We start from the raw sequence: 20,460 nt of genomic DNA on the forward strand, positions 1-20,460 counted from the left end.
AAGTAGCATTATCACTTTTTTCATTATCATCTACTTTATCTTTCGATTTTTTAAAAATGATATCATCTTTATAACTCTGAAAATAACTTGCCATCGCTCTTTCATACAATTGATTTGTATTAAAATTTTTAGCTTGCAAACAAAAATTTTTCTCTATTTTTCTTTGTTCATAATTTTTTACAATAAAATAGCTACCCCACATTAAAAGTAAAATTAAGGATAACCCTAGAAAAATATACTTTGTATAGATATTCCTAACCACAAGAAGAAGAAATTTAAAAATTAACCATAAGATTAAAAAAAATCCAAAAAAAATTGAAAGCCCCATTAATAATAAATTAAACATATAAAATATTTTTCTCTATCTAAAATACTATTTTAAATTCTCATACAAAACAGGGTAATTTAAGTTGGAGAAAACGACTCGCCGACTTGGCATGCTTGGATTACGTCGTCCCCTATGATCTTGTCTTGATCATCAATTGTAAAATTAAGATACATTCAGAATTTATATTTTCATTTTCAATACATTATTTTAACACTTACTATACAAAACTGTCTGTATATTTTCACCCCAAAAGAATAATAAATATCAAAAAAATTATGCTCTTATAGCTAGTATTTGTTCTGGTATCTTTTTTATTATTAAATCTTAAAAAATTAAAGAATCTGTATTACATTCAATTTACTGAAACTCACCATAGTCAGAAAACAATATGTTAAAAATTTTAGGGCGCGATAACTCCATTAATGTTCGCAAAGTCTTATGGCTGTGTGAAGAATTAAATCTTGAATATGAAAGAGAAGACTGGGGTCGAGGCTTTCGCTCTGCTCAATCACCTGAATATTTACAATTAAACCCAAATGGTCAAATTCCTGTTGTTTTAGATGGCGATTTAGTCCTTTGGCAGTCCAACAGTATTATCCGTTATCTCGCCAATGCTTATGATAAAGAGCATAAGCTTTACCCGACTCAAGCAAAAGAAAGGTTCTTTGTTGACCAGTGGATTGATTGGCAAGCGATCGAGCTAAATAACAGCTGGACTTATACGATTATGTCTCTCTTGAGACATTCTCCAGATCATCAAGATCCAAACTTATTACAACAAGGTATTGATAACTGGAATCATCATATGCAGATTCTCGATCAACAGCTTGCAAAAACTCAAGCCTATGTTGCAGGTACTGAGTTCACTCTAGCGGATATTCCAATTGGTCTATCTGTACAGCGCTGGAAGGCCACTCCTTTTGACCATCCAACACTTAAACATGTCGACCAATATTTTGAACGTTTAAATCAACGTGCGGGTTTCTTAAAATGGGGAAATAACGGCGAACCTTAATTTTAAATAAGCTTTAAACTGAGTGATGGCGCTTCACGATGCCATCACTTAAAAGTTGATAGACTTGTTTTAAATCTTCCCGTTCTGCTTTAGCCAATAGATCCTCATGCATTGCCAAGATATTCTGGTCTCCCCTTACCGCAGGCCCAGTTTGCATTTTTTTCGGATCATTTTCAGTGGCTTTTTTTGCTGTTTCCATAATTAATGGATAAAGTAAACTAAAGTCGACTTGTTCTGCATCCACAATCTGTTTAGCCATATCAAAACAGTAGTTACTAAAATTACAGGCAAACACAGCCGCTAAATGTAAAGTTAAACGTTGTTTTGAGGTGTATTGATATACTTGATTACTTAGGCTATTTGCTAAATCAGAGAGTATTGCTAAATCATCTTTATTGGTCGCCTCTACAAATAATGGTGTGGCTTTCCAATCAACATCTCTTTCTAAGCTAAATGTTTGTAATGGATAAAACACCCCTGCTTTTTCATGTACCTGACTGATGACTTGAATGTCTGTACTCCCCGAAGTATGAACCATAAGTATTTCGGGAAATAACTCGTGTACCTGCGTTGCAAGTTCAGCAATAGCACTGTCTGAAACAGCTAGAATAATTAAATCACTTGGTTGAAACTCTTGAAGAGACTGACCTGCTTTCGCTTGAATTTGCTCTGCAAACTTCTGGGTTTTCTCAAAATCACGTGCATAGACTTGTACGATGGTATGCCCCTTAGCCAAAAGTGCCTTTGCCAAGTGAAAAGCAACACGGCCACTTCCTAACAAACTGATTTTCATGTCAACCCAACAATATTGATCTCTATAAAAAAAGCTTCTCAAAATGAGAAGCTTTTTTCAAATCAGAATTCAATAAAATCAGATTTTTTTATGAATCTATTGCTTATTGAGCTACTGAAAACTCAATACGACGGTTTTTAAAGCGTCCTTCTTCAGTTGTGTTTTCTGCAACAGGGTTTTCTGAACCATGACCTTCAGCAACAAGTTTAGATGCATCTACGCCTTTAGAAACCAAGTAATCTACGACCGCTTGTGCACGGCGTTGAGAGAGGGCTTTATTGGCAGCAGCATTACCTGTTGAGTCAGTATGACCTCCTACGTTTAATTTCACACTAGTCACTTTATTTAACAGTGTTGCAGCTTGGTCAAGAATGGCTTTGTTATCTGCAGGAATTTCACTTGAACCACTCGCAAAGTTAATAATTTGTAGGTTAAGCGCTTTAACCAAAGCATTTACATCTACATTGTTCGGGTCAATTGAGCCTAAAGCAGTTTGTGAAGCAGTTAAGCTATTACTTACAGATTGCTCAGCTGTTTGTGGTGCAGTTGAAACAACCTCAGTATGAGGAACGAGTGCTTTTACTTTTGCAGTTAAAGCTTCTAAAGCTGCAGCATCACCCGCTTTCAATGTGATTTTGTCGCCTACCCACTCTAAAGACGCATTTGGAACACCTTTTAATGCGCCGAGTACACCCGCTAATGCATCTTTATCGGTAAATGCAGCAGCATAAGTTTGGCTAGTATCGACGTTACAGTCTTTAGTCGCTGAAAGAACTTTTTTAACTTGAGTTTGCAAAGTTGCTAAGAAGCCCTGATCACCAATGCCTGCCTGACATTGACTCACAGCACCTTTATCATCTGTACTTAAAGTTAAGGTAGCAGGTGCAGCAGCAGCGGCTGCTACACCACTTGCAGGAGCAGTTTCAGGTACAGGTGTCGCTTCTTTATGGTGGCAAGAGCGCCATAACCACGCAATTAATAACCCAAGGATAATAAGTGCAATAATTGGTAAGAAACCACGAGATTTACCAGTCGTTTCCGTTGCTGCTGCAAGTGGAGGTGCTGTTGATGAAGTTACTGATGATAAACCCGCACCAATACCTAATGGCGCCAAAAGCCCAACTGCCCACCCTGGCAAGTATGAACGGATTGTTTCAGCATGCTGACGTAAATAGTTCACAATGCTTTGTTGATCACTTCCAGCAATATCAGAAATCGTATTAAGACTAGGTTTGATTGCACTATTAAGTGTACTTTCAATCTCAGCAGATGGCGCAGTACCACTTAAATGAGTCAGTACAGTATTTTTAATTTGGTCATTATGAGAAAAAAGATCGGATAATGAGGGGGCCAAACTGTTTTTTAATTGTCCAATAAGATCAGGTTTAGCAGCTAATAGTGAAAGTAAGATTGGATAAAACTTAGAGAGCGCGTTAGTTTTTTCGCCTAGGAATCCATCCTGATTATTCAATATTGTTGATGATACTTTTTCTTTAAGCAGTTCTATAGGGTTTATCGACATTGTTTATTCTCCCGAATCTTATACGTCGTAACCAGCAATTTTTTGATTATTCAAATACTTCTATTTGCTGATAGTTTTTTATTCTAATGCGCTCGAAATCTTTTGTTGTTTTTTAAATAATTTATATACAATTTTCCATCTAGTATTTACAAAACAGGCAGATCGTTATGATCTGCCTGTTTATATTTTGAATAAGCTTTTAGCTGTTAGAAACTACATAGCAAAAGTCTGTAATACTTTACCAGTAAGGTTTTGACCCAGTAATGGCGTGTTTTTCCCTTGAGATAAAATAGTGTCTTTGCTTAAGGTCCAGCTTAATTCAGGATCGACTAACACCCACCCTGCTTCAGCTTGCCAACGCGCAGTCATGTTTGCTACCTGTGCAGGAGCACTTGTTACTTTAGTAACCCACTCAAGCGGCTCAAATAAGCCTTCATTAATAAGCTGAATACCTAAAGCTACATAAGTATCAAATGCACTAATACCCGGTTGAGTTTCAGCGAATGGCGCCATTTTTGCTGAACTACTTAATGGTTCGTGATGCGTACAAATTGCATCAATGACACCTTGTTTTAAACCTTGGCGTAAAAGTTCTTTATCTTGCTCAGAGCGTAATGGTGGACGAACATGAGCAAGTGAATTAAAGCCATCAGTTAATTGTTCTGTTAAATGCAACTGATGCATTGCTACATCGGCAGTGACAGGTAAACCTTTTGCTTTTGCTGCACGAATTAATTCAACCGACGCACCGCAAGACAACAAACCGAAGTGAGCTTTAACACCTGTTGCTTCAATCATAAGCAGGTATTTTGCAATCGCTACAGTTTCAGCAATTGCAGGAATCATTGGTAAACCTTGACGTGATGCGATAAAACCTTCGTGTGCACATCCATCTTTCGCCAACTGTGGTTCTTCAGCATAGAACACGACTGTTAAACCAAGACCTGCGGCATACTCTAATGTACGTACAACAACATCGTCATTTTCAAAAGCAGCATTCGCATTTGATACAGCAGTACAACCACCCTTTTTAAGGCCTGCCATATTTGCTGGTTGCTTACCATTTAAGCCTTGTGTTTGAGCACCAATGATATGCATGTGAATACCACCATCAAGCCAAGCTTTTTCAACCAAGCCATGAATGAGGGCACCATTGTCTTGAACAATCGGCTTTGAGTCTGGTGGGGTAATGACATGCAAAATACCATTAGCACGTGCAGCCTTCCCTTCAGATTTTAATGTCCCATGCTGTTGCTGACCTGGTTCACGCAGACGTGCACATAAATCAACCATGGTTGGCATTAACCATTTGCCTTGACCATCTATGGTTTGTTCAACCTGTTCAACTGGAGCAACCAACTTACCATCTTGAATATATACAGTTTGTACGCTGTCTGTTTTTTGGATTGGGTCTAACACACGTACATTTTCAATTTTTACAATACTCATGTGATCCATTCCTTACAACGCAATTGCTTCAATTAAACCTTGTTCTTGAAGTTGCCCTTGCATAGACAACGCCAGTACAGCCATACGAACCGCAATACCGTTAGTGACCTGTTTTAAAATCACAGACTGTTCACCATCGGCAATACTCGAATCAATTTCTACACCACGGTTCATTGGACCTGGATGCATAACAATACAGTCCGGTTTAGCTAAACTAAGGCGCTCTTTGTTTAAGCCATACATTCTGTAAAATTCAGATTGTGAAGATAATGCTGGTGAATCAATACGTTCATTTTGAATACGTAAAGCAATAATCACATCACAACCAGTAATGCCTTCGTCCATGTTATTGAACAAACGAACATGCTCACCATATTCTGAAAAACCAACCGGTAATAATGTATTCGGAGCAATCACACGAATATCTTTACATCCAAGAGTTTGAAGTGCAGCCACATCTGAACGTGCTACGCGAGAGTGTTTAATGTCACCGATAATGGCAACACTTAAGTCTTCAAATGGTTTTTTGGTTTCACGGCGAATCGTGAGCATATCAAGCATCGCTTGCGTTGGATGAGCATGACGCCCATCTCCAGCATTAATAATTGCGACTTTTGGACATACATCTTTAGCGATGAAATGTGCAGCACCCGAAGATGAATGGCGGACTACAAATATATCTGCAGCCATTGCCTCAAGGTTCCAAAGCGTATCTCGTAAAGTTTCACCTTTAGATGTACTTGAACGAGCAATATCAATGTTCAATACATTGGCAGACAAACGCTTTGCTGCTGCTTCAAAAGTAGTACGGGTACGAGTGGAATTTTCAAAGAAGAGATTCATCACCGTCCGTCCTTCTAAAAGCGGGCGGTTAATTAAATTATTATTATCGTCTAAAAAGCTTTGCGCGGTATCTAAAATCTTAGTGAGGTTTTCTTTTGAAAGGCCCTCAATCGTTAAAAAATGTTTTAAATTTCCGTCTTGATTGAGCTGAACCTGGCTCGGTTGATGCAACGCTGCAATATGCATAATGGATTCCTATGGGTCGAATCGCGAAAACGTGCATAGTGTAGCTGAATTCCAGCTTTTTCGCAGAAGAACTTTACAGAATAAGACCCTAAATTGACCAGAAAATTTAGGGCCATGCCAAGATTACCTTAAAGCACCAATATAATGATGGGGAACTTGTGCCCGATAAATGTCTTCAGCCGTGATTTCTGTTTCTTCGCTCACTTGAACATTGGCAGTGATTTGTTTTTGAGGAAGCTCTGGTATTGAGTCAGTCAATGAATTTAATCGCTCAACATAGCGTTTTAGTTCATCATCATCTGTTTCCAAGGCTAGCGCCATTACATACTTTGCATAATCTTTATTTTGGACCACATACAATGCATCTATGACCCGCCCCGTGATCCTACGCATACGCACATATATTTGTGTGGACACTGAAAAAGCTTCCGCATTGGTTACAAAACCATTCCCCATCATATCTTTCATTTATATTCCCCTATGCTTTTTTAAATCATAAAATTGGTTAAAAACCATTTATTAAATAAGTTTTACTCATCGGGATTTAGCAAAATACATACCAGTTTTTGTTTTTTAAGCTTTAAATATCAGTTTATTGGTTGCCAAGTGATAGGTTGCAATAATTTAAAAACCTTTACACATCAAAATAAGTTAAACTTTGCATCGTTAATATTTATATGTTTTGGTCAATCGAGTTTATGAATACCTCTTTACGTTTAAACCACTATTGGATTACTTGTGCTGATGGTTTAGAAACCCTCTTACAAGAAGAAATAGAACAGCTTGGCACCAAAGTGACAGAACGTAAAGCTGGACGTTTAATCATTGAAGGGACGCTTGAGCATGCTTATCGCATTTGTATGTGGTCACGTCTCGCTTCTCGTGTTTTACTTCCAATTCATACTTATGAACTTGAACACACTCATGATGCACGTGATGTAGCAGAAGAGCTTTACGAAGGTGCAATGAGCTTTGACTGGTCACTTATTTTTGCACCACAAAGTACCTTCGCTATTCGCTTACATGCAGAGCGTGAAATTAAAGTTAATACCCAATTTGCAACGCTTAGAGCAAAAGATGGTGTGGTTGATTCCTTTATGGAAGCTGTAGGCCGTCGCCCAAGTATTGATACTAAACAGCCAGAAATTACGTTATATGTGCTTGCAGGTAAAACTGAACATACTTACTGCCTAGATTTATCTGGTGACTCATTACATAAACGCGGCTACCGTCGTTATATGACGGATGCACCGATTAAAGAAAACCTTGCTGCAGCAATTTTACAAAAAGCCAAGCTCAAAGAACGTAATCCAGAGCTTGTCTTCGACCCAATGTGTGGTTCAGGTACTTTTATCATTGAAGCATTAATGATTTTAACTGATCGCGCACCTGGTCTTGTTCGCCGTTTTGGCTTTAATGGCTGGCATGGTCATGACCGTGAACTTTGGCTTTCACTCAAAGCTGAAGCAGCAGAGCGTCATGAAAAAGCCCTTGAGCAACCACTACCTAAGTTTTATGCGTTTGATGCGGACTGGGAAGCTGTAAAAGCAACACGCGAAAATATTATTGCGGCGGGCTTTGAAAAATTACTAGGCCAAATCCAAATTGAAGAACGTACTTTAGCTGACTGGCCAGATTTTGCCGCTGAAAAGAAAACCGCTTTTATTGTGACCAACCCTCCATATGGCGAACGTTTAGGTGATAAAGCATCAAACCGCTCTCTTTATTTAGGTCTATCTGCACTTTTACAAAAACATTTCCCAAATCAATATGCAGCCATTATTGCGGCTCAAATTGAACAGGCAGATGTTTTAGCTTTTGAAGCGCCTGAAACTTTACGTTTAATGAATGGTAAGTTACCAATTTACATTCGTTTCGGTGCAATCAAACCAGAAAAAGTAACACAGCCATTCTTAGCAACTTGGCAAGCTCAACCAGTTGAAATAGAAGAAGCTCAAGACTTTGCGAACCGTTTGCAAAAAAATATGACTGCCTTGAAAAAATGGGCTACTAAAGAAAATATTTATTGCTTACGTTTATATGATGCCGACTTACCTGACTTTAACGTCGCTGTAGACTTATATGGCGATCGCTTACATGTTCAGGAATATGCACCACCAAAAACAATCGACCCTGAGAAAGCAAAAAAACGTTTTAATTTAGCGCTTGCTGTAATTCGTGCTGTTACCGGTTTAAACCGCGATGCTATTTTTATTAAAACGCGTGCTCGTCAAACAGGTACCAATCAATATACGAAACAAAGTACAGCTTCAAAACGTTTTATTGTTCAAGAAGGTAAAGCTAAGATTTTAGTAAACCTGACTGACTATCTTGATACAGGTTTATTCCTTGACCACCGTCAAATGCGTTTACGTATTGCTCAAGAAGCTCGTGGTAAACACTTCTTGAACTTATATAGTTATACCTCTACAGCTAGCTTACATGCAGCTTTAGGCGGTGCTGCAAGTACTACAAGTGTCGACTTATCGAATACGTACTTGAGCTGGTCAAAAGAAAACTTCGTTTTAAATGGTTTAACTGTAGATCATGCAGATGAACAACACATGTTCTTTGCAAGTGACTGTTTTGAGTGGTTAAAAGAAGGTCACGAACAATACGACCTTATCTTTATTGACCCACCTACCTTCTCCAACTCTAAAAAGTTCTACGGTACTTTCGACGTACAACGCGACCACGTTTCTCTTATTAAACGTGCAATGAACCGTTTAACAAGTGAAGGTACGCTTTACTTCTCAAATAACTACCGTGGCTTTGAGATGGATGAAGAAATTGAAGCGCTATACGACGTTGAAGAAATTACGTCTGAAACGATCGGACTTGATTTTAAACGTAATCAAAAAATCCACCGCGCATGGAAAATTCAGCATTTAGGATTGAATTAATATAAATTTGGCGGGAAGTTATCATTACTTTACGGTAATGATAACTTCGCCATGTACATTTTTCGGTTCAAACTCATAACGTGTAAAACGGTCCGCTCGATCTGGTAGTGCAACCATTTCTAATTTTTTCTTTTCTTTAATATCTATCACCTGATTTTGTTTTTGTTCTTGATAAGGTGATAACACACTCGATCTTAATGAGTTCCAGCGAACTTCTTGTAAATAATTATCTCCTAATTCTTTACGAGCTTGATGCTGTTCTGTTTCAGGTTTCTTGGCATCATCTTGAGCTTTAGCAATAATGACGGGTAAAGATGTAGTGACCGCTCCTGTTTGGGTTGAAAGCGCACTTTCCGTCATTGGTTGTGCTGCCCATGTATTTGATAACGATACAAATACACCACTCAAAATTCCCAGCATATACCCTTGTTTATTATTCATTAGCTACTTCCTAAAATTGTTATTGTTCGTTATATCGAATCAAACTAGCAACTTTTTAACCTTGTCGCAATGTTATAAAGAAACTTCCCGATAATTAGCATTGATCATTTTAAAACCTGAAACTCTTCACAGGCTTTTTGTGAATATTCAAGTTGTTTTATAGATTGTTATCTCAGACTTGAACCATTCTCCTAAATCACTTACTGTGATTTTATAATTTATTTGTATTTGATTTTATTTATAAATACACACCATGTGAGGTGAAATAATGCTTCAGCAGTGCTGCCAATTACTAGAAGATCTCCAACTTAAAGTCGCATTTATTGAAAGTGCTAGCTCGGGCTACTTAACCAGCCAGTTTTCGATTCATAAAAATAGTGGTGCTGATATTTTACTGGGCGGTTTGGTCAGTTATGACCCCAGCATTAAAATTAGTATTTTAAAAGTGGACCCAAAGTTAATCGATATGTACACGGCAGAATCACCACAGGTTACAGAAGAAATGTGTAAGCTGGGTCAAACCCTATTTCAACAAGCCGATATTATTGTAAGTTGTACAGGTTTACTCAAACATGGTGGTAGTGAAACTACTGAAAAACCTGTAGGTACCTTTTTTATCTGCATTTCTTACCAAGGGCGTATTTATCATTATCCTTATTTTTTATCAGGTCATGCCGAACAAAAACTTAAAACACTCACGCAAAAAGTAGCCAACTCAATTATTACGCTTGTATCTTCAAATCAGCCTAAAATTTAAATATAAAAAAAGAGAATATGTTTCCATATTCTCTTTTCGGTTTTAGCAGAAAAAACTTAGCTGAGTTTCATTTTATCAAAGACCAAGTGACCATGATCGCCTTTAACTAAAATGGTATCGCCTGCAACAAACTCACCTGACAAGATTTTTTGAGCCAATGTGTTTTCAACCTGTTGTTGAATTGCACGTTTTAATGGACGTGCTCCGTATACAGGATCGAAACCAGCATCAATCAATAAGTCAAATGCGCTGTCATCTACAGTTAGGCTCATATCGCGATCAACCAGACGTGAACGTAAACGATCTAACTGAATATCCGCAATACCACGAATCTGTGCTTTTTTGAGTGAATGGAAAATCACAAGCTCATCAATCCGGTTAATAAATTCCGGACGGAAATGCTGACTTACCGCATTCATCACGACTGTACGCACTTCATCATCAGTTGCACCTTCGCCAAGCTCACGTACATCTTGTGAACCCAAGTTCGATGTCATCACAATAACCGTGTTTTTAAAGTCCACTACTCGACCTTGTGAATCGGTTAAGCGTCCGTCATCCAATACTTGTAGCAAGATATTGAAAACATCTGGATGCGCTTTTTCAACCTCATCAAACAACACCACACTATATGGTTTACGGCGAACAGCTTCAGTTAAAACACCGCCTTCTTCATAACCCACATACCCTGGAGGCGCACCAACTAAACGGCTAACAGAGTGTTTTTCCATGAATTCACTCATGTCGATACGAATCATGGCATCATCACTATCAAACAAGAAGTTAGCTAAAGCTTTAGTCAACTCAGTTTTACCTACACCCGTTGGACCTAAGAACAAGAATGATCCACTAGGACGATTCGGGTCAGATAAACCAGCGCGTGAACGACGAACTGCATTCGATACCGCAACAACAGCTTCATCTTGACCTACAACACGGTCATGTAAAAACTCTTCCATATGAAGGAGTTTTTCACGCTCGCCTTGCATCATTTTAGCGACTGGAATACCTGTTGCAGCACTAACCACTTCAGCAATTTCGTTTTCAGTCACTTTAGTACGAATGAGTTTTGGCTCTTCGTTTTCTTCAGCAACTTCGTCTTGCTCCAGTTGTTTTTGAAGCTCTGGAATTACACCATATTGCAAACGTGCTGCTTCAGCCAAATCACCTTCACGCTGAGCTTTTTCAAAAGCAATACGCGCTTTATCAAGTTCAACCTGAGCCTGTTTGGTACCTTCGACCAAAGTTTTTTCAGATTTCCATACTTCTTCCAGATCGTTATATTCTTTCTGAACTTCAGCGATCTGTTTTTCAAGATGAGTAACTTCGGCTTTACTGCCTGCATCTTCATCTTTTTTCACCGCTTCCAATTGCATTTTTAACTGGATTAAACGGCGGTCAAGCTTATCAAGTGCTTCAGGTTTAGAGTCAATCTCCATTTTGATACGAGAAGCTGCTTCATCGATCAAATCAATTGCCTTATCTGGTAATTGACGGTCTGTAATATAGCGATGAGACATTTTCGCCGCAGCAATAATCGCTGAGTCTAAAATTTGCACCCCATGGTGAGTAGCATATTTCTCTTTTAGACCACGTAAAATCGCGATCGTATCTTCTACACTTGGCTCATCAACCAATACTTTTTGGAAACGACGCTCTAAAGCTGCATCTTTTTCAATGTATTGGCGGTATTCGTCTAAAGTAGTCGCACCCACACAGCGTAATTCACCTCGAGCCAATGCAGGTTTCAACATGTTCCCTGCATCCATCGCGCCATCGCCTTTACCTGCGCCTACAAGCGTATGTAGCTCATCAATAAACAGGATGATTTCGCCTTCGTGTTTCGCCAAATCTTTTAAAACAGCTTTTAAGCGTTCTTCAAACTCACCACGATACTTTGCACCAGCAAGTAATGAACCTAAGTCGAGGGATAAAACACGTTTATTCTTTAAACCCTCTGGCACTTCACCATTCACAATACGTTGTGCTAAACCTTCAACAATAGCGGTTTTACCAACACCCGGCTCACCAATGAGTACAGGGTTGTTTTTTGTACGACGTGACAAGACTTGAATGGTACGACGAATCTCATCATCACGCCCAATGACTGGATCAAGTTTTCCAGATAAAGCCCGCTCAGTTAAATCAATCGTATATTTATTAAGTGAGTCACGTTGGTCTTCGTGATTATTACTCATGACTTTGTCACTACCTCGAATATGTTCAATTACTTTGCGTAAGCTGTCGGGAGTTACACCTACGGCACTTAAAATATTTTTCGTTTCGCCAGTTTCTGCCAAGCCCAATAAAACCCAGTCAGTTGACAAAAATTCATCACCTGCTTTTTGCGCATATCGATCTGCCAAGTTAAGCGCTTTAACTGCTTCTGGGTTTAAATTGACATCGCCTGTCGGATTCGCAATAGTCGGAGCATCTTTTATAGCTTGCTCAAGCTTTTGTTTAAGTTCAGGTAACCTTGCACCTGCTTGTTGCAACAAGCTAATATTTGAAGGCTCTTCTAATAAGGTACTCAAAATATGAATACCTGCTATAGCGGTATGGTCTTTACCCATCGCTAAAGATTGAGCATCTGAAAGGGCTTGCTGCAAGCGGTTTGTAAATTTTTCAAAACGCATTCTTGTTATTCCTCACAACAAATTTGTACTTGTCTAATAGATGGGAACACTTTTTCGGATTTCAAATAAATTTTTATATATTTTTCATAATGTTATAAAAATAACAATAAGTAAAACTCCATTATAATATGGGTTTATGAGTGATCTATTTCAAGTATATTTTGTATAATTTTTAAGAGAAAACAAAAACCTGATATTTCATCTGAATTTTTATCATAAATGGCAATTTTAAAGCCGTAATATATTTAATAGTTAGCATAGTTAAATTTAAAAATATTGAAGGCAGTCCCTCACTTGAGAGACTGCCTTATAAAATGGCTAATCAATTATGCCATTGATGGAACGGACACTTAGCTTGCTCTGTTTTTTCTTTTGGAATATCTGGCGTCGAGATTGGACGACGCTGATGCTGTTCCTGAATGATAGGGAATACCGACGTAAAGAAGTTTGACCAACCACCCGTACGTACTCTTAATAAATTATATTGCTCAGGTGATGTTACCGCTTGAGTAAATGTTTCTGGGTTAGCGACCGTAATCGTTAAAATATTAGATGAACCACCTTGGCTGAATTGTCTCAATATCTTCATCAAATCTTTAACGCCAAAGTCTTCACGAATATTAAAGTCTGTAGGTGCACCATCGGCCATTAAATTTGTACCCGTACCGTCAAAACCTTTTAAAGCACAGCTAAATTCAGCCACTTGATGATCAACAACCAAATCTGCTGGACTTGGTGATGGACTTAAATCTGATGCTACTGTTGTACCTAAACGACGACCATCAGCGCTCGCCCCATTCCATGCCCCCATCTCCACATGATTTTCAAAAGTTCCCACACCGGGTTGAATCTGAATACCAAAAGGATGCTCTTCTGAACCATAACGTTCAGCTAAGCCTTTAAGACTTTGCGCAAATTGTGGCCATGGTTTTCTAAATGTTTCGACTGAAATTTCAGCAATCATTTGAACAATCTGATCGCCTAATTTATCGACTTCAGAATTTCCTCGTCCATAACGCGGTTGTGCCAAAGCAATCTCTCGTAAACGCTTATAGCGATCAGCTTGTGCAGCAATACGAGCATGCCCAGCTAAATTACTAATAAATGGCTCAGTCATTTTATAACCCCAGTCACAACACAAGCACTCTAAGAGTTCAGGTAATGTAGTTACTGCAGTTAATGGATCAAAAACCATTGCCTTAATCGCATATAGTGAATTAATGGTATTACTGAGCGAGATATAACACGGTCCATAAATATTATATTTAGCCCCACCACTATAAAAATCCTGACCTTTAGCCAAACAATCATCCATCAAAACATTTAGAATTGGAGATGGACAAATATCTGTATTGGCACCATAACCCAGAATTTGCCCATTAAATGCCTTGCGATTGAGCAATTCAAAATGTTGCTTATATAGATCTAATAGTTCTTCAAAACTATCTATCTGATCGGCAGGTTTCGTATTTAGTGAAACAGTTTGCCCAAACAGATAGCTTTGCCCAGCACTTGAAATTGTTCTACCCTGATTTAATGCACATTCCAAAGGCTGTAATGTCGAGAAACCACCTAATGAAAACCAGTTTTCACCAGGGAACTGAGGTTCATAACAACCATCACAAGCATAATTTTGAGCTGAACGAATATCGACTTTAGAATTCCAATTTGGCAAATTAGAGAACGCATCTCCCCCTACGCCATCTCCACTTTGATGAAGACTAGGAATGAGTTTTTCATCATTTAATAAAATTGGATGGGCACCGCCAGATAAAATTGCATGCGCAGCCACTTCTAAAATTTCTTCAGGAATATCTTTGCGAGTTCTTAAAGACAAACACGGTGCATTTAACGGTAAACGGCCTGACGCACGAATGAATAATTTTGTGACCTCATTATAAGCTGGTTTGGTTTTAGAAAAGTCTTCTTCACCATCAGCGACTGTACCACCAACTGTAATCTGTTGAATCCATTGGCCCAAAGATGCACCTTGAGGATAAGGTCCCGAACTACCACCCATTGCGAGATTACCAAAAGGTTGATGGTCTTCCATAAACATACGGTTCTGTTGTACTTTTTCGTCTAGCTTGATATAGAAGGCATCGATAATTTCCTGTGCTTCTTCAGGCGGAATCGCATCTTTGTCAAGGAAAGGTTGCAACAGCTGATCCATACGTCCAAATGCTGTTGGCTCACCATTTAAATGCAAACAACTATGCAATGTGAAAATAAATTGAACGGCTTCAAGAAATGTGTCCGGTTTATCTTTCGATAACTTTTCCATTCGATGACCAATCGCAATTAAATTATCTCTTTCGAACTCTTGTCCTTTTTGCATCTGGTCTGCGACTTTAAATGCGAGCTTTGAGTAATTTAAGAAATATTCAGAAATACCAACTAGTGCTAATCTCGAAGCTTCATAGAAGTCTTTTTTCTCTGGAGTCTGGGCATTGCTTGCATGTTTCGCAATTTCTTGTTGTAGACCAGCTAAACCTAAATCTAGTGCCTTTTTATAATTTGGAATAACATGCCCAACCCCCGATGCTTCACTTAAGTTACGCAAAAAGCCCTGAAGACGCTCTTCTTCAGACAAATACTTCATGACATAACGACCTTCACCCAAGGTCAGATTTGGCATAGCTCCCACAATAATTTCATCTGGCATAATGCGATAGGTATCTGATCCATAAATGACCTTACCTTCACATTCACGCCCAGTTGAATATGGAATCATTTCACCATTTTTTAATAAAATTTTCCGTCCGCGGAAACCATAGTTTTCTGATGAGAATAACTGCAAACTTAATCGGATAGCCCAACCTTTGCGCAGCATAATAGATAAACCCATAATATTTTCAGGCTTATCACTGATGTCGAACTCATCAATATAATAATCTACCCCTCGTTCAATTTCTTCTTGTTTACGGTTGAAGTACCAGTTGTCTTGCCATAAAGAAAATGTATTTTCAAGTAAACTTAAAATACGATTAGAAGGTGGTTTAAAAAATTCACTATGGGGATTTAACCCAGTTGCCATATTAAAAAGATAATTACTATGATTATAGTACATCAAACCATTATCTGAACTGTTCATATAATGGCGATCAAATCGATTCCAATCCATACCTGGGAAAAAATTCCAGTTATCTTTATCTAATCGACTAAAATCATTTAAATATTCTGGCGCATCATCTAATGCTAAATCTTTTAAACTTGGAATATAAAATATTCCTCCCAAGTCTGAATGAAGGCTATTGAATAGACGGTCATTCATAAAGCCTTCTATTGCACCAATCTGACTTGCCATAACTTCTTCTAAAATGGCAGCAGTTTTTGCAAAACCAGCAAAATAAATTCCTGCTTCATCGGCTTTAGTTACCGATTTTGGCACTCTAAAACTTGAATTTGATTCAGCACGGCCAAACGGTAAACCTAGACGCAGAATAGGCGTGGTATTTCCATTTTCATCTTGTACACGAGAAGCTTTAATGTGCGAACGGCTATCACGGTCTGGAATAATTGTGTCGTCAGTTTTACGCCCAATCAAATCTTCAATTTGATCTTCTGACATCATGTTGATTTGATCCCAATTAATTAAAAATCTTTGAGATAGAACGTATGAGCCACCAAAATGATCAATATCTTCTGCACCAATTAAAGTATGTTTTGCAAGTGAAATTGGATCAGATGGATTATTTAAATTTTCAGAAAAACGACACCCTAAAACCTTACCATTGCGACCTGTTTTAGATTGTGAAGCAGTAACTTGACTAAATATTTCTTTAATATCTGAAGCTAAAAAATGCTCAATATATGTCTGTAATACTGTACACGCATCGGCATCATCGCTTTTTACATACAACCAAATGTCGCCATCCGAATTTTTAAAACTCCCATTAGAATCAGAGAAAACTTCTGAGACATTTGGATTTTTTTCTTCAGGATAATGTAATTGCATTCCCTTTGGTCGTGACAACTTATCTTTTTCACAAATTAGATCCCAATTATCAAAAGAAACACCAATTGCCAAAGTTGTATTTTTACTAGAAAGTGCTGGATTCTTATTGACCTCTTGACGCACAGCTATCATTAATTGTCGTATTCTTTCCCGCGTAATTTCTTTATTTAGCCAAACTGTACTAAAAATGGCATGGGGTGAAGGATAAACCAACCCACGTTGCATATATTTCCATATTTCAGTAAAACGATCTTCATAAGATATATTTAACATTATATTAGTTCCTTTAAAATTTTTATATAATAATTAAAATTATGATTATAAATTTAATTACAGAAGCATTATTCATAATTAAATTTAAAATAACAAGAAATTTAAAATCAAACAAAAACAGTAAGAATTAATAAAAACCCCAATATAACTTTAAGTTTAGTTAATTTAAAATATAAAAAAGAAAAATACAAACAAAATAAATATAATCACATAAAATAAGCCATCAATTATTAATATAAAATAATAAATAAAATTAAAATAAAATCATTAAAAAAAATTAAAACAACTTTTAAGTAAAGCTTACTGATATAATTTATAGTATTCTTTTAGAAAATTATTGTCGCTATGTTGATAAAAAAACTTATTTCTACTTTGCTTTTTACATCAATACCTTTTTACTGTTTTGCCGAGCTTCCTCAAGACTCAAGAAGACCCGGTGGAATTGCAGTCATTCCATTAACTGCCGATATTACTCAGGTTACTTTTCAACAGAAACCGGTTTTAGTTAGTCAGGAAGGCCATCAACGTTATGCTGTAGTTGGTATTCCGTTATCTACCCCACTTGGCAGTGTTCAGCTCAATACCAATAAAGCTCCTATTCCAATAGAAGTTAAGTCTTATCCTTATGCTGAGCAACGAATTAAAGTCACGAATCAAGACTACGTAAACCCCAACCAAAGTCAATTAGATCGTTATGCTCAAGAAGCGAAAGAACAAAATGATATTTATAGTTCTTTTACATCAAGTTCATGGCAAAGTTTACCCAAATTTATACGCCCAACTTCAGGAAAATTTACCAACTCGTTTGGAAGAAAACGTTTCTTTAATGGGGAAGAACGTGCGCCTCACTCAGGTCTAGATATCCCAGCGCCTGTAGGTCAAAAAGTAATTGCTCCAGCAGACGGCGTAGTCGTTCAAACAGGAAATTATTTCTTTAATGGACAAACTGTATTAATTGATCACGGTCAAGGCTTAATTAGCATGTTTTGCCATTTAAGCGCGATAAAAGTAGAAAAGGGACAACATATCCGCCAAGGAGAAACTTTAGGTTTAGTGGGCAAAACAGGCCGTGTAACGGGCCCTCATTTACATTGGGGTATGAGTCTTAACAATGCTCGGGTAGATCCTCAGCTTTTTTTAAACCGAGCTCAATAATTTAACGGTTTACGAAAGTACTTTGGTGCCTCTGCATAGCCTTCTCTTAGGTAAAACTGATGTGCCAAAGGTCTTTGCATTCCAGAATGCAGTTCCATGCGGTCACAGCCACGTTGCCTTGCTAACCGCTCTGCTTCTTGCACAAGCAAATGCCCCACACCTTTGCTGCGCATATTCTCATCAACGCATAGATAGCATATTTTGGCAAAGTCCCCTTTTAAAGCAATTTGTGGAATAAAATAAAGCGATAAAACTCCATATACATGCGAATCATCGGCTGCGACCAAAGTAATTGCATTCGGGTCTTTACTTAATCTTTGAAATTGTTCCTCAACTACTTTTAAAGGCTGCGAATATCCCATTTGTTTCAGTAAGTGGCATATAGTCTCAGTATCTTCCCATTGAGCTAAACGGATATTCACCCCATTTCTCCTTTTATTTTTAATTATTCTTATCATAAAAAAAGCCAACATGACTGTTAGCTTTTCTTTTTTCAGGCATTCACATGAAATTATGCAGCTTCAATAATCTCAAAATCGTGAGTAATTTCTACGCCACCATCAGAAAGCATTTTACTCGCTGAACAATATTTTTCAGCTGATAGCTCTACTGCTTTTGCAACCTGTTTTTCTTTTACAGCTTTACCTGTTACTACAAAGTGCAAATGAATTTTGGTGAAAACGGCTGGAATCGCATCTGCTCGCTCAGCTTTAAGCTGACATACGACATTCGTCACATCTTGACGAGATTTCTTTAAAATAGTCACAATATCAAACGAAGCACACCCACCAAGTCCCATTAATATCAACTCCATAGGACGTGGTCCACGGTTTTCACCACCATACTCAGGTGAGCCATCCATCACTACACTATGACCGCTCTCTGATTTCGCTTCAAAAGCAACATTCTCTAGCCAATGTACACTTGTTTGCATTGCAACTACCCAAAAAAAATTATAAATTTAAGCAGGGTCTGTTGACATTTCATCTATGGATTGCGTAATAGCTAAAAATTAATCCAAATAAAAACGCAAAACACAGACAAGGGCAATCCTTTGTCCAGTTTTGTAATAAAGTTTGTTAAATTTCAGCCAAAATCTGAGGTGCGATTCAAGCATCTGAGGTGCAGCGCAAGACCAGATTTTTTGTGCGTTTCGTTGTTTAGCTCTATTTATTTAGTATGACTAAATTCCATAGTTCTTGCTTCGTAACGTCTAGAAAAATCGTCTTATGTCGCAACCATCTGTGAAATGTCAACAGGCCCTTGTTTTGTACACTAACATAAAATGAGTTGATAAGGAATTTCATCTCTTCTGTGTAATAGCTCATCTCGAGCTTGTGTGAATTGTTTACCCTATTCGGAACATATCAAGCATGACTTCAAATTTTTCACAACTCAGCACAGATGCTTTATCTCCGGGGCAACTACCTGAATCCGTTAAAGCATTGTTAAAGCGTGCTCACATCAACAGATATCCAAAACGAACCACAATTGTTGATGCCGGAACAGAGTCAAAATCTTTATACTTAATTTTAAAAGGCTCAGTTTCAATTATTTTACGTGAAGATGATGAGCGTGAAATTGTTGTGGCATATTTGAATCCTGGCGACTTCTTTGGGGAAATGGGGCTTTTCGAACCGAACCCTCAACGTACAGCTGAAGTTCGTACCCGTGATGTCTGTGAAATTGCAGAAATTTCATATGACAACTTCCATGAACTAAGCAAACAGTATCCAGATCTCAGCTATGCCGTTTTCGCGCAACTTGTTCGTCGTTTAAAAAATACAACTCGTAAAATGACTGACCTTGCATTCATTGATGTGTCTGGTCGTATTGCACGTTGCTTAATCGACTTATCTTCGCAACCAGAAGCAATGATCTTGCCGAATGGTCGTCAAATTCGTATTACTCGTCAAGAAATCGGACGTATTGTCGGGTGTTCACGAGAAATGGTTGGCCGTGTATTAAAGACCTTAGAAGATCAAGGTATGATCCAAACAGATGGTAAGGCTATTCTTATTTTTGATACTTCACTAGAAGAAACCCCAGTCACTGATGAAGACTATGATGACGAAGAATAATTACTCGTAATTATTTAATAAAGAGCAAACTTCGGTTTGCTTTTTTTATATGCAACAATGAGTTAATACACAAAGCTTACAAACTATTCTGTTTTTATGATTTAAGTTGAATACATATTT

At 37.8% G+C, this 20,460-nt stretch carries 16 protein-coding genes and 1 pseudogene; 5 read left to right on the plus strand and 12 right to left on the minus strand.

The annotated features are described in order from the left end of the window. On the minus strand, positions 1–346 hold a 346-nt coding region (locus ACH8JV_RS16865; RefSeq protein ID WP_396522631.1), incomplete at its 3' end, for a hypothetical protein. Positions 347–716: 370 nt separating this feature from the next. Between ACH8JV_RS16865 and ACH8JV_RS16870 the strand changes: the two genes are divergently transcribed. Next, positions 717–1,343, plus strand: a complete 627-nt coding sequence (locus ACH8JV_RS16870; RefSeq protein WP_151818618.1) for a glutathione S-transferase family protein — start codon at positions 717–719, stop codon at positions 1,341–1,343. Positions 1,344–1,356: 13 nt separating this feature from the next. Here ACH8JV_RS16870 and ACH8JV_RS16875 read toward each other — a convergent pair whose 3' ends face one another. The 5 genes from ACH8JV_RS16875 to ACH8JV_RS16895 all read right to left on the minus strand — a co-directional run bounded on the left by ACH8JV_RS16875 (position 1,357) and on the right by ACH8JV_RS16895 (position 6,604). Continuing rightward, positions 1,357–2,136 (minus strand): Rossmann-like and DUF2520 domain-containing protein, encoded by a 780-nt coding sequence (locus ACH8JV_RS16875; RefSeq protein WP_396522633.1) that lies wholly within the window; start codon positions 2,134–2,136, stop codon positions 1,357–1,359. Between the two features lie 103 nt (positions 2,137–2,239). Beyond that, positions 2,240–3,658 (minus strand): OmpA family protein, encoded by a 1,419-nt coding sequence (locus ACH8JV_RS16880; protein WP_396522635.1) that lies wholly within the window; start codon positions 3,656–3,658, stop codon positions 2,240–2,242. 213 nt (positions 3,659–3,871) lie between these two features. Beyond that, positions 3,872–5,107 (minus strand): dihydroorotase, encoded by a 1,236-nt coding sequence (locus ACH8JV_RS16885; RefSeq protein ID WP_396522637.1) that lies wholly within the window; start codon positions 5,105–5,107, stop codon positions 3,872–3,874. Between the two features lie 12 nt (positions 5,108–5,119). After that, the gene (locus ACH8JV_RS16890) at positions 5,120–6,136 is read right to left on the minus strand and encodes an aspartate carbamoyltransferase catalytic subunit (protein WP_263613292.1); all 1,017 of its coding nucleotides are present in this window, start codon (positions 6,134–6,136) and stop codon (positions 5,120–5,122) included. A 123-nt stretch (positions 6,137–6,259) separates the two neighbouring features. After that, positions 6,260–6,604 carry a hypothetical protein gene (locus ACH8JV_RS16895; protein ID WP_396522639.1) on the minus strand — a complete coding sequence of 115 codons (345 nt, stop codon included), beginning with the start codon at positions 6,602–6,604 and terminating at the stop codon, positions 6,260–6,262. 230 nt (positions 6,605–6,834) lie between these two features. On the opposite strand from ACH8JV_RS16895, the gene rlmKL reads away from it, so the two are divergent. Then, on the plus strand, positions 6,835–9,039 hold the full coding sequence (gene rlmKL / locus ACH8JV_RS16900) for a bifunctional 23S rRNA (guanine(2069)-N(7))-methyltransferase RlmK/23S rRNA (guanine(2445)-N(2))-methyltransferase RlmL (protein WP_396522641.1): 2,205 nt from the start codon (positions 6,835–6,837) through the stop codon (positions 9,037–9,039). A gap of 24 nt (positions 9,040–9,063) precedes the next feature. On the opposite strand, the gene ACH8JV_RS16905 is transcribed toward rlmKL, so the two are convergent. After that, positions 9,064–9,480, minus strand: a complete 417-nt coding sequence (locus ACH8JV_RS16905; RefSeq protein ID WP_263613289.1) for a hypothetical protein — start codon at positions 9,478–9,480, stop codon at positions 9,064–9,066. A 268-nt stretch (positions 9,481–9,748) separates the two neighbouring features. Here ACH8JV_RS16905 and ACH8JV_RS16910 point away from each other — a divergent pair, with 268 nt between their 5' ends. Beyond that, a complete protein-coding gene (locus tag ACH8JV_RS16910; protein ID WP_396522643.1) occupies positions 9,749–10,237 on the plus strand; it encodes a CinA family protein in 489 nt (162 codons plus the stop codon). Positions 10,238–10,293: 56 nt separating this feature from the next. Here the strand turns inward: ACH8JV_RS16910 and clpB are convergent, their stop codons facing one another. Both clpB and ACH8JV_RS16920 read right to left on the minus strand, forming a co-directional pair. Continuing rightward, positions 10,294–12,873: an ATP-dependent chaperone ClpB gene (gene clpB / locus ACH8JV_RS16915; RefSeq protein ID WP_396480672.1), complete on the minus strand. Its 2,580-nt coding sequence runs from the start codon at positions 12,871–12,873 to the stop codon at positions 10,294–10,296. Between the two features lie 322 nt (positions 12,874–13,195). Beyond that, the gene (locus ACH8JV_RS16920) at positions 13,196–17,104 is read right to left on the minus strand and encodes a Dyp-type peroxidase (RefSeq protein WP_396522645.1); all 3,909 of its coding nucleotides are present in this window, start codon (positions 17,102–17,104) and stop codon (positions 13,196–13,198) included. Between the two features lie 345 nt (positions 17,105–17,449). Between ACH8JV_RS16920 and ACH8JV_RS16925 the strand changes: the two genes are divergently transcribed. Next, the gene (locus tag ACH8JV_RS16925; protein WP_263613285.1) at positions 17,450–18,259 is read left to right on the plus strand and encodes a M23 family metallopeptidase; all 810 of its coding nucleotides are present in this window, start codon (positions 17,450–17,452) and stop codon (positions 18,257–18,259) included. Here the strand turns inward: ACH8JV_RS16925 and ACH8JV_RS16930 are convergent. The 3 genes and pseudogenes from ACH8JV_RS16930 to ACH8JV_RS16940 all read right to left on the minus strand — a co-directional run. After that, positions 18,253–18,681 carry a GNAT family N-acetyltransferase gene (locus ACH8JV_RS16930; protein WP_263613284.1) on the minus strand — a complete coding sequence of 143 codons (429 nt, stop codon included), beginning with the start codon at positions 18,679–18,681 and terminating at the stop codon, positions 18,253–18,255. The genes ACH8JV_RS16925 and ACH8JV_RS16930 overlap by 7 nt on opposite strands. A gap of 89 nt (positions 18,682–18,770) precedes the next feature. Then, positions 18,771–19,193, minus strand: a complete 423-nt coding sequence (locus ACH8JV_RS16935) for an OsmC family protein (protein ID WP_001195082.1) — start codon at positions 19,191–19,193, stop codon at positions 18,771–18,773. 94 nt (positions 19,194–19,287) lie between these two features. Beyond that, positions 19,288–19,368: pseudogene (locus ACH8JV_RS16940) on the minus strand (hypothetical protein); the annotation flags it as partial. A 264-nt stretch (positions 19,369–19,632) separates the two neighbouring features. Between ACH8JV_RS16940 and crp the strand changes: the two are divergent. Beyond that, on the plus strand, positions 19,633–20,340 hold the full coding sequence (gene crp, locus ACH8JV_RS16945) for a cAMP-activated global transcriptional regulator CRP (protein ID WP_000203217.1): 708 nt from the start codon (positions 19,633–19,635) through the stop codon (positions 20,338–20,340). Positions 20,341–20,460 lie beyond the last annotated feature (120 nt).

This window comes from Acinetobacter sp. ABJ_C5_2 (genome assembly GCF_044538485.1).
Classification (GTDB): domain Bacteria; phylum Pseudomonadota; class Gammaproteobacteria; order Pseudomonadales; family Moraxellaceae; genus Acinetobacter; species Acinetobacter nosocomialis_A.

Coding starts and splice junctions, on each gene's coding strand:
- ACH8JV_RS16905 (WP_263613289.1), bottom strand. CDS start 9,480: ATGAATAATAAACAAGGGTATATGCTGGGAATTTTGAGTGGTGTATTT.
- ACH8JV_RS16895 (WP_396522639.1), bottom strand. CDS start 6,604: ATGAAAGATATGATGGGGAATGGTTTTGTAACCAATGCGGAAGCTTTT.
- ACH8JV_RS16885 (WP_396522637.1), bottom strand. CDS start 5,107: ATGAGTATTGTAAAAATTGAAAATGTACGTGTGTTAGACCCAATCCAA.
- ACH8JV_RS16870 (WP_151818618.1), top strand. CDS start 717: ATGTTAAAAATTTTAGGGCGCGATAACTCCATTAATGTTCGCAAAGTC.
- rlmKL (WP_396522641.1), top strand. CDS start 6,835: ATGAATACCTCTTTACGTTTAAACCACTATTGGATTACTTGTGCTGAT.
- clpB (WP_396480672.1), bottom strand. CDS start 12,873: ATGCGTTTTGAAAAATTTACAAACCGCTTGCAGCAAGCCCTTTCAGAT.
- ACH8JV_RS16925 (WP_263613285.1), top strand. CDS start 17,450: ATGTTGATAAAAAAACTTATTTCTACTTTGCTTTTTACATCAATACCT.
- ACH8JV_RS16920 (WP_396522645.1), bottom strand. CDS start 17,104: ATGTTAAATATATCTTATGAAGATCGTTTTACTGAAATATGGAAATAT.
- ACH8JV_RS16890 (WP_263613292.1), bottom strand. CDS start 6,136: ATGCATATTGCAGCGTTGCATCAACCGAGCCAGGTTCAGCTCAATCAA.
- ACH8JV_RS16935 (WP_001195082.1), bottom strand. CDS start 19,193: ATGCAAACAAGTGTACATTGGCTAGAGAATGTTGCTTTTGAAGCGAAA.
- crp (WP_000203217.1), top strand. CDS start 19,633: ATGACTTCAAATTTTTCACAACTCAGCACAGATGCTTTATCTCCGGGG.
- ACH8JV_RS16880 (WP_396522635.1), bottom strand. CDS start 3,658: ATGTCGATAAACCCTATAGAACTGCTTAAAGAAAAAGTATCATCAACA.
- ACH8JV_RS16875 (WP_396522633.1), bottom strand. CDS start 2,136: ATGAAAATCAGTTTGTTAGGAAGTGGCCGTGTTGCTTTTCACTTGGCA.
- ACH8JV_RS16910 (WP_396522643.1), top strand. CDS start 9,749: ATGCTTCAGCAGTGCTGCCAATTACTAGAAGATCTCCAACTTAAAGTC.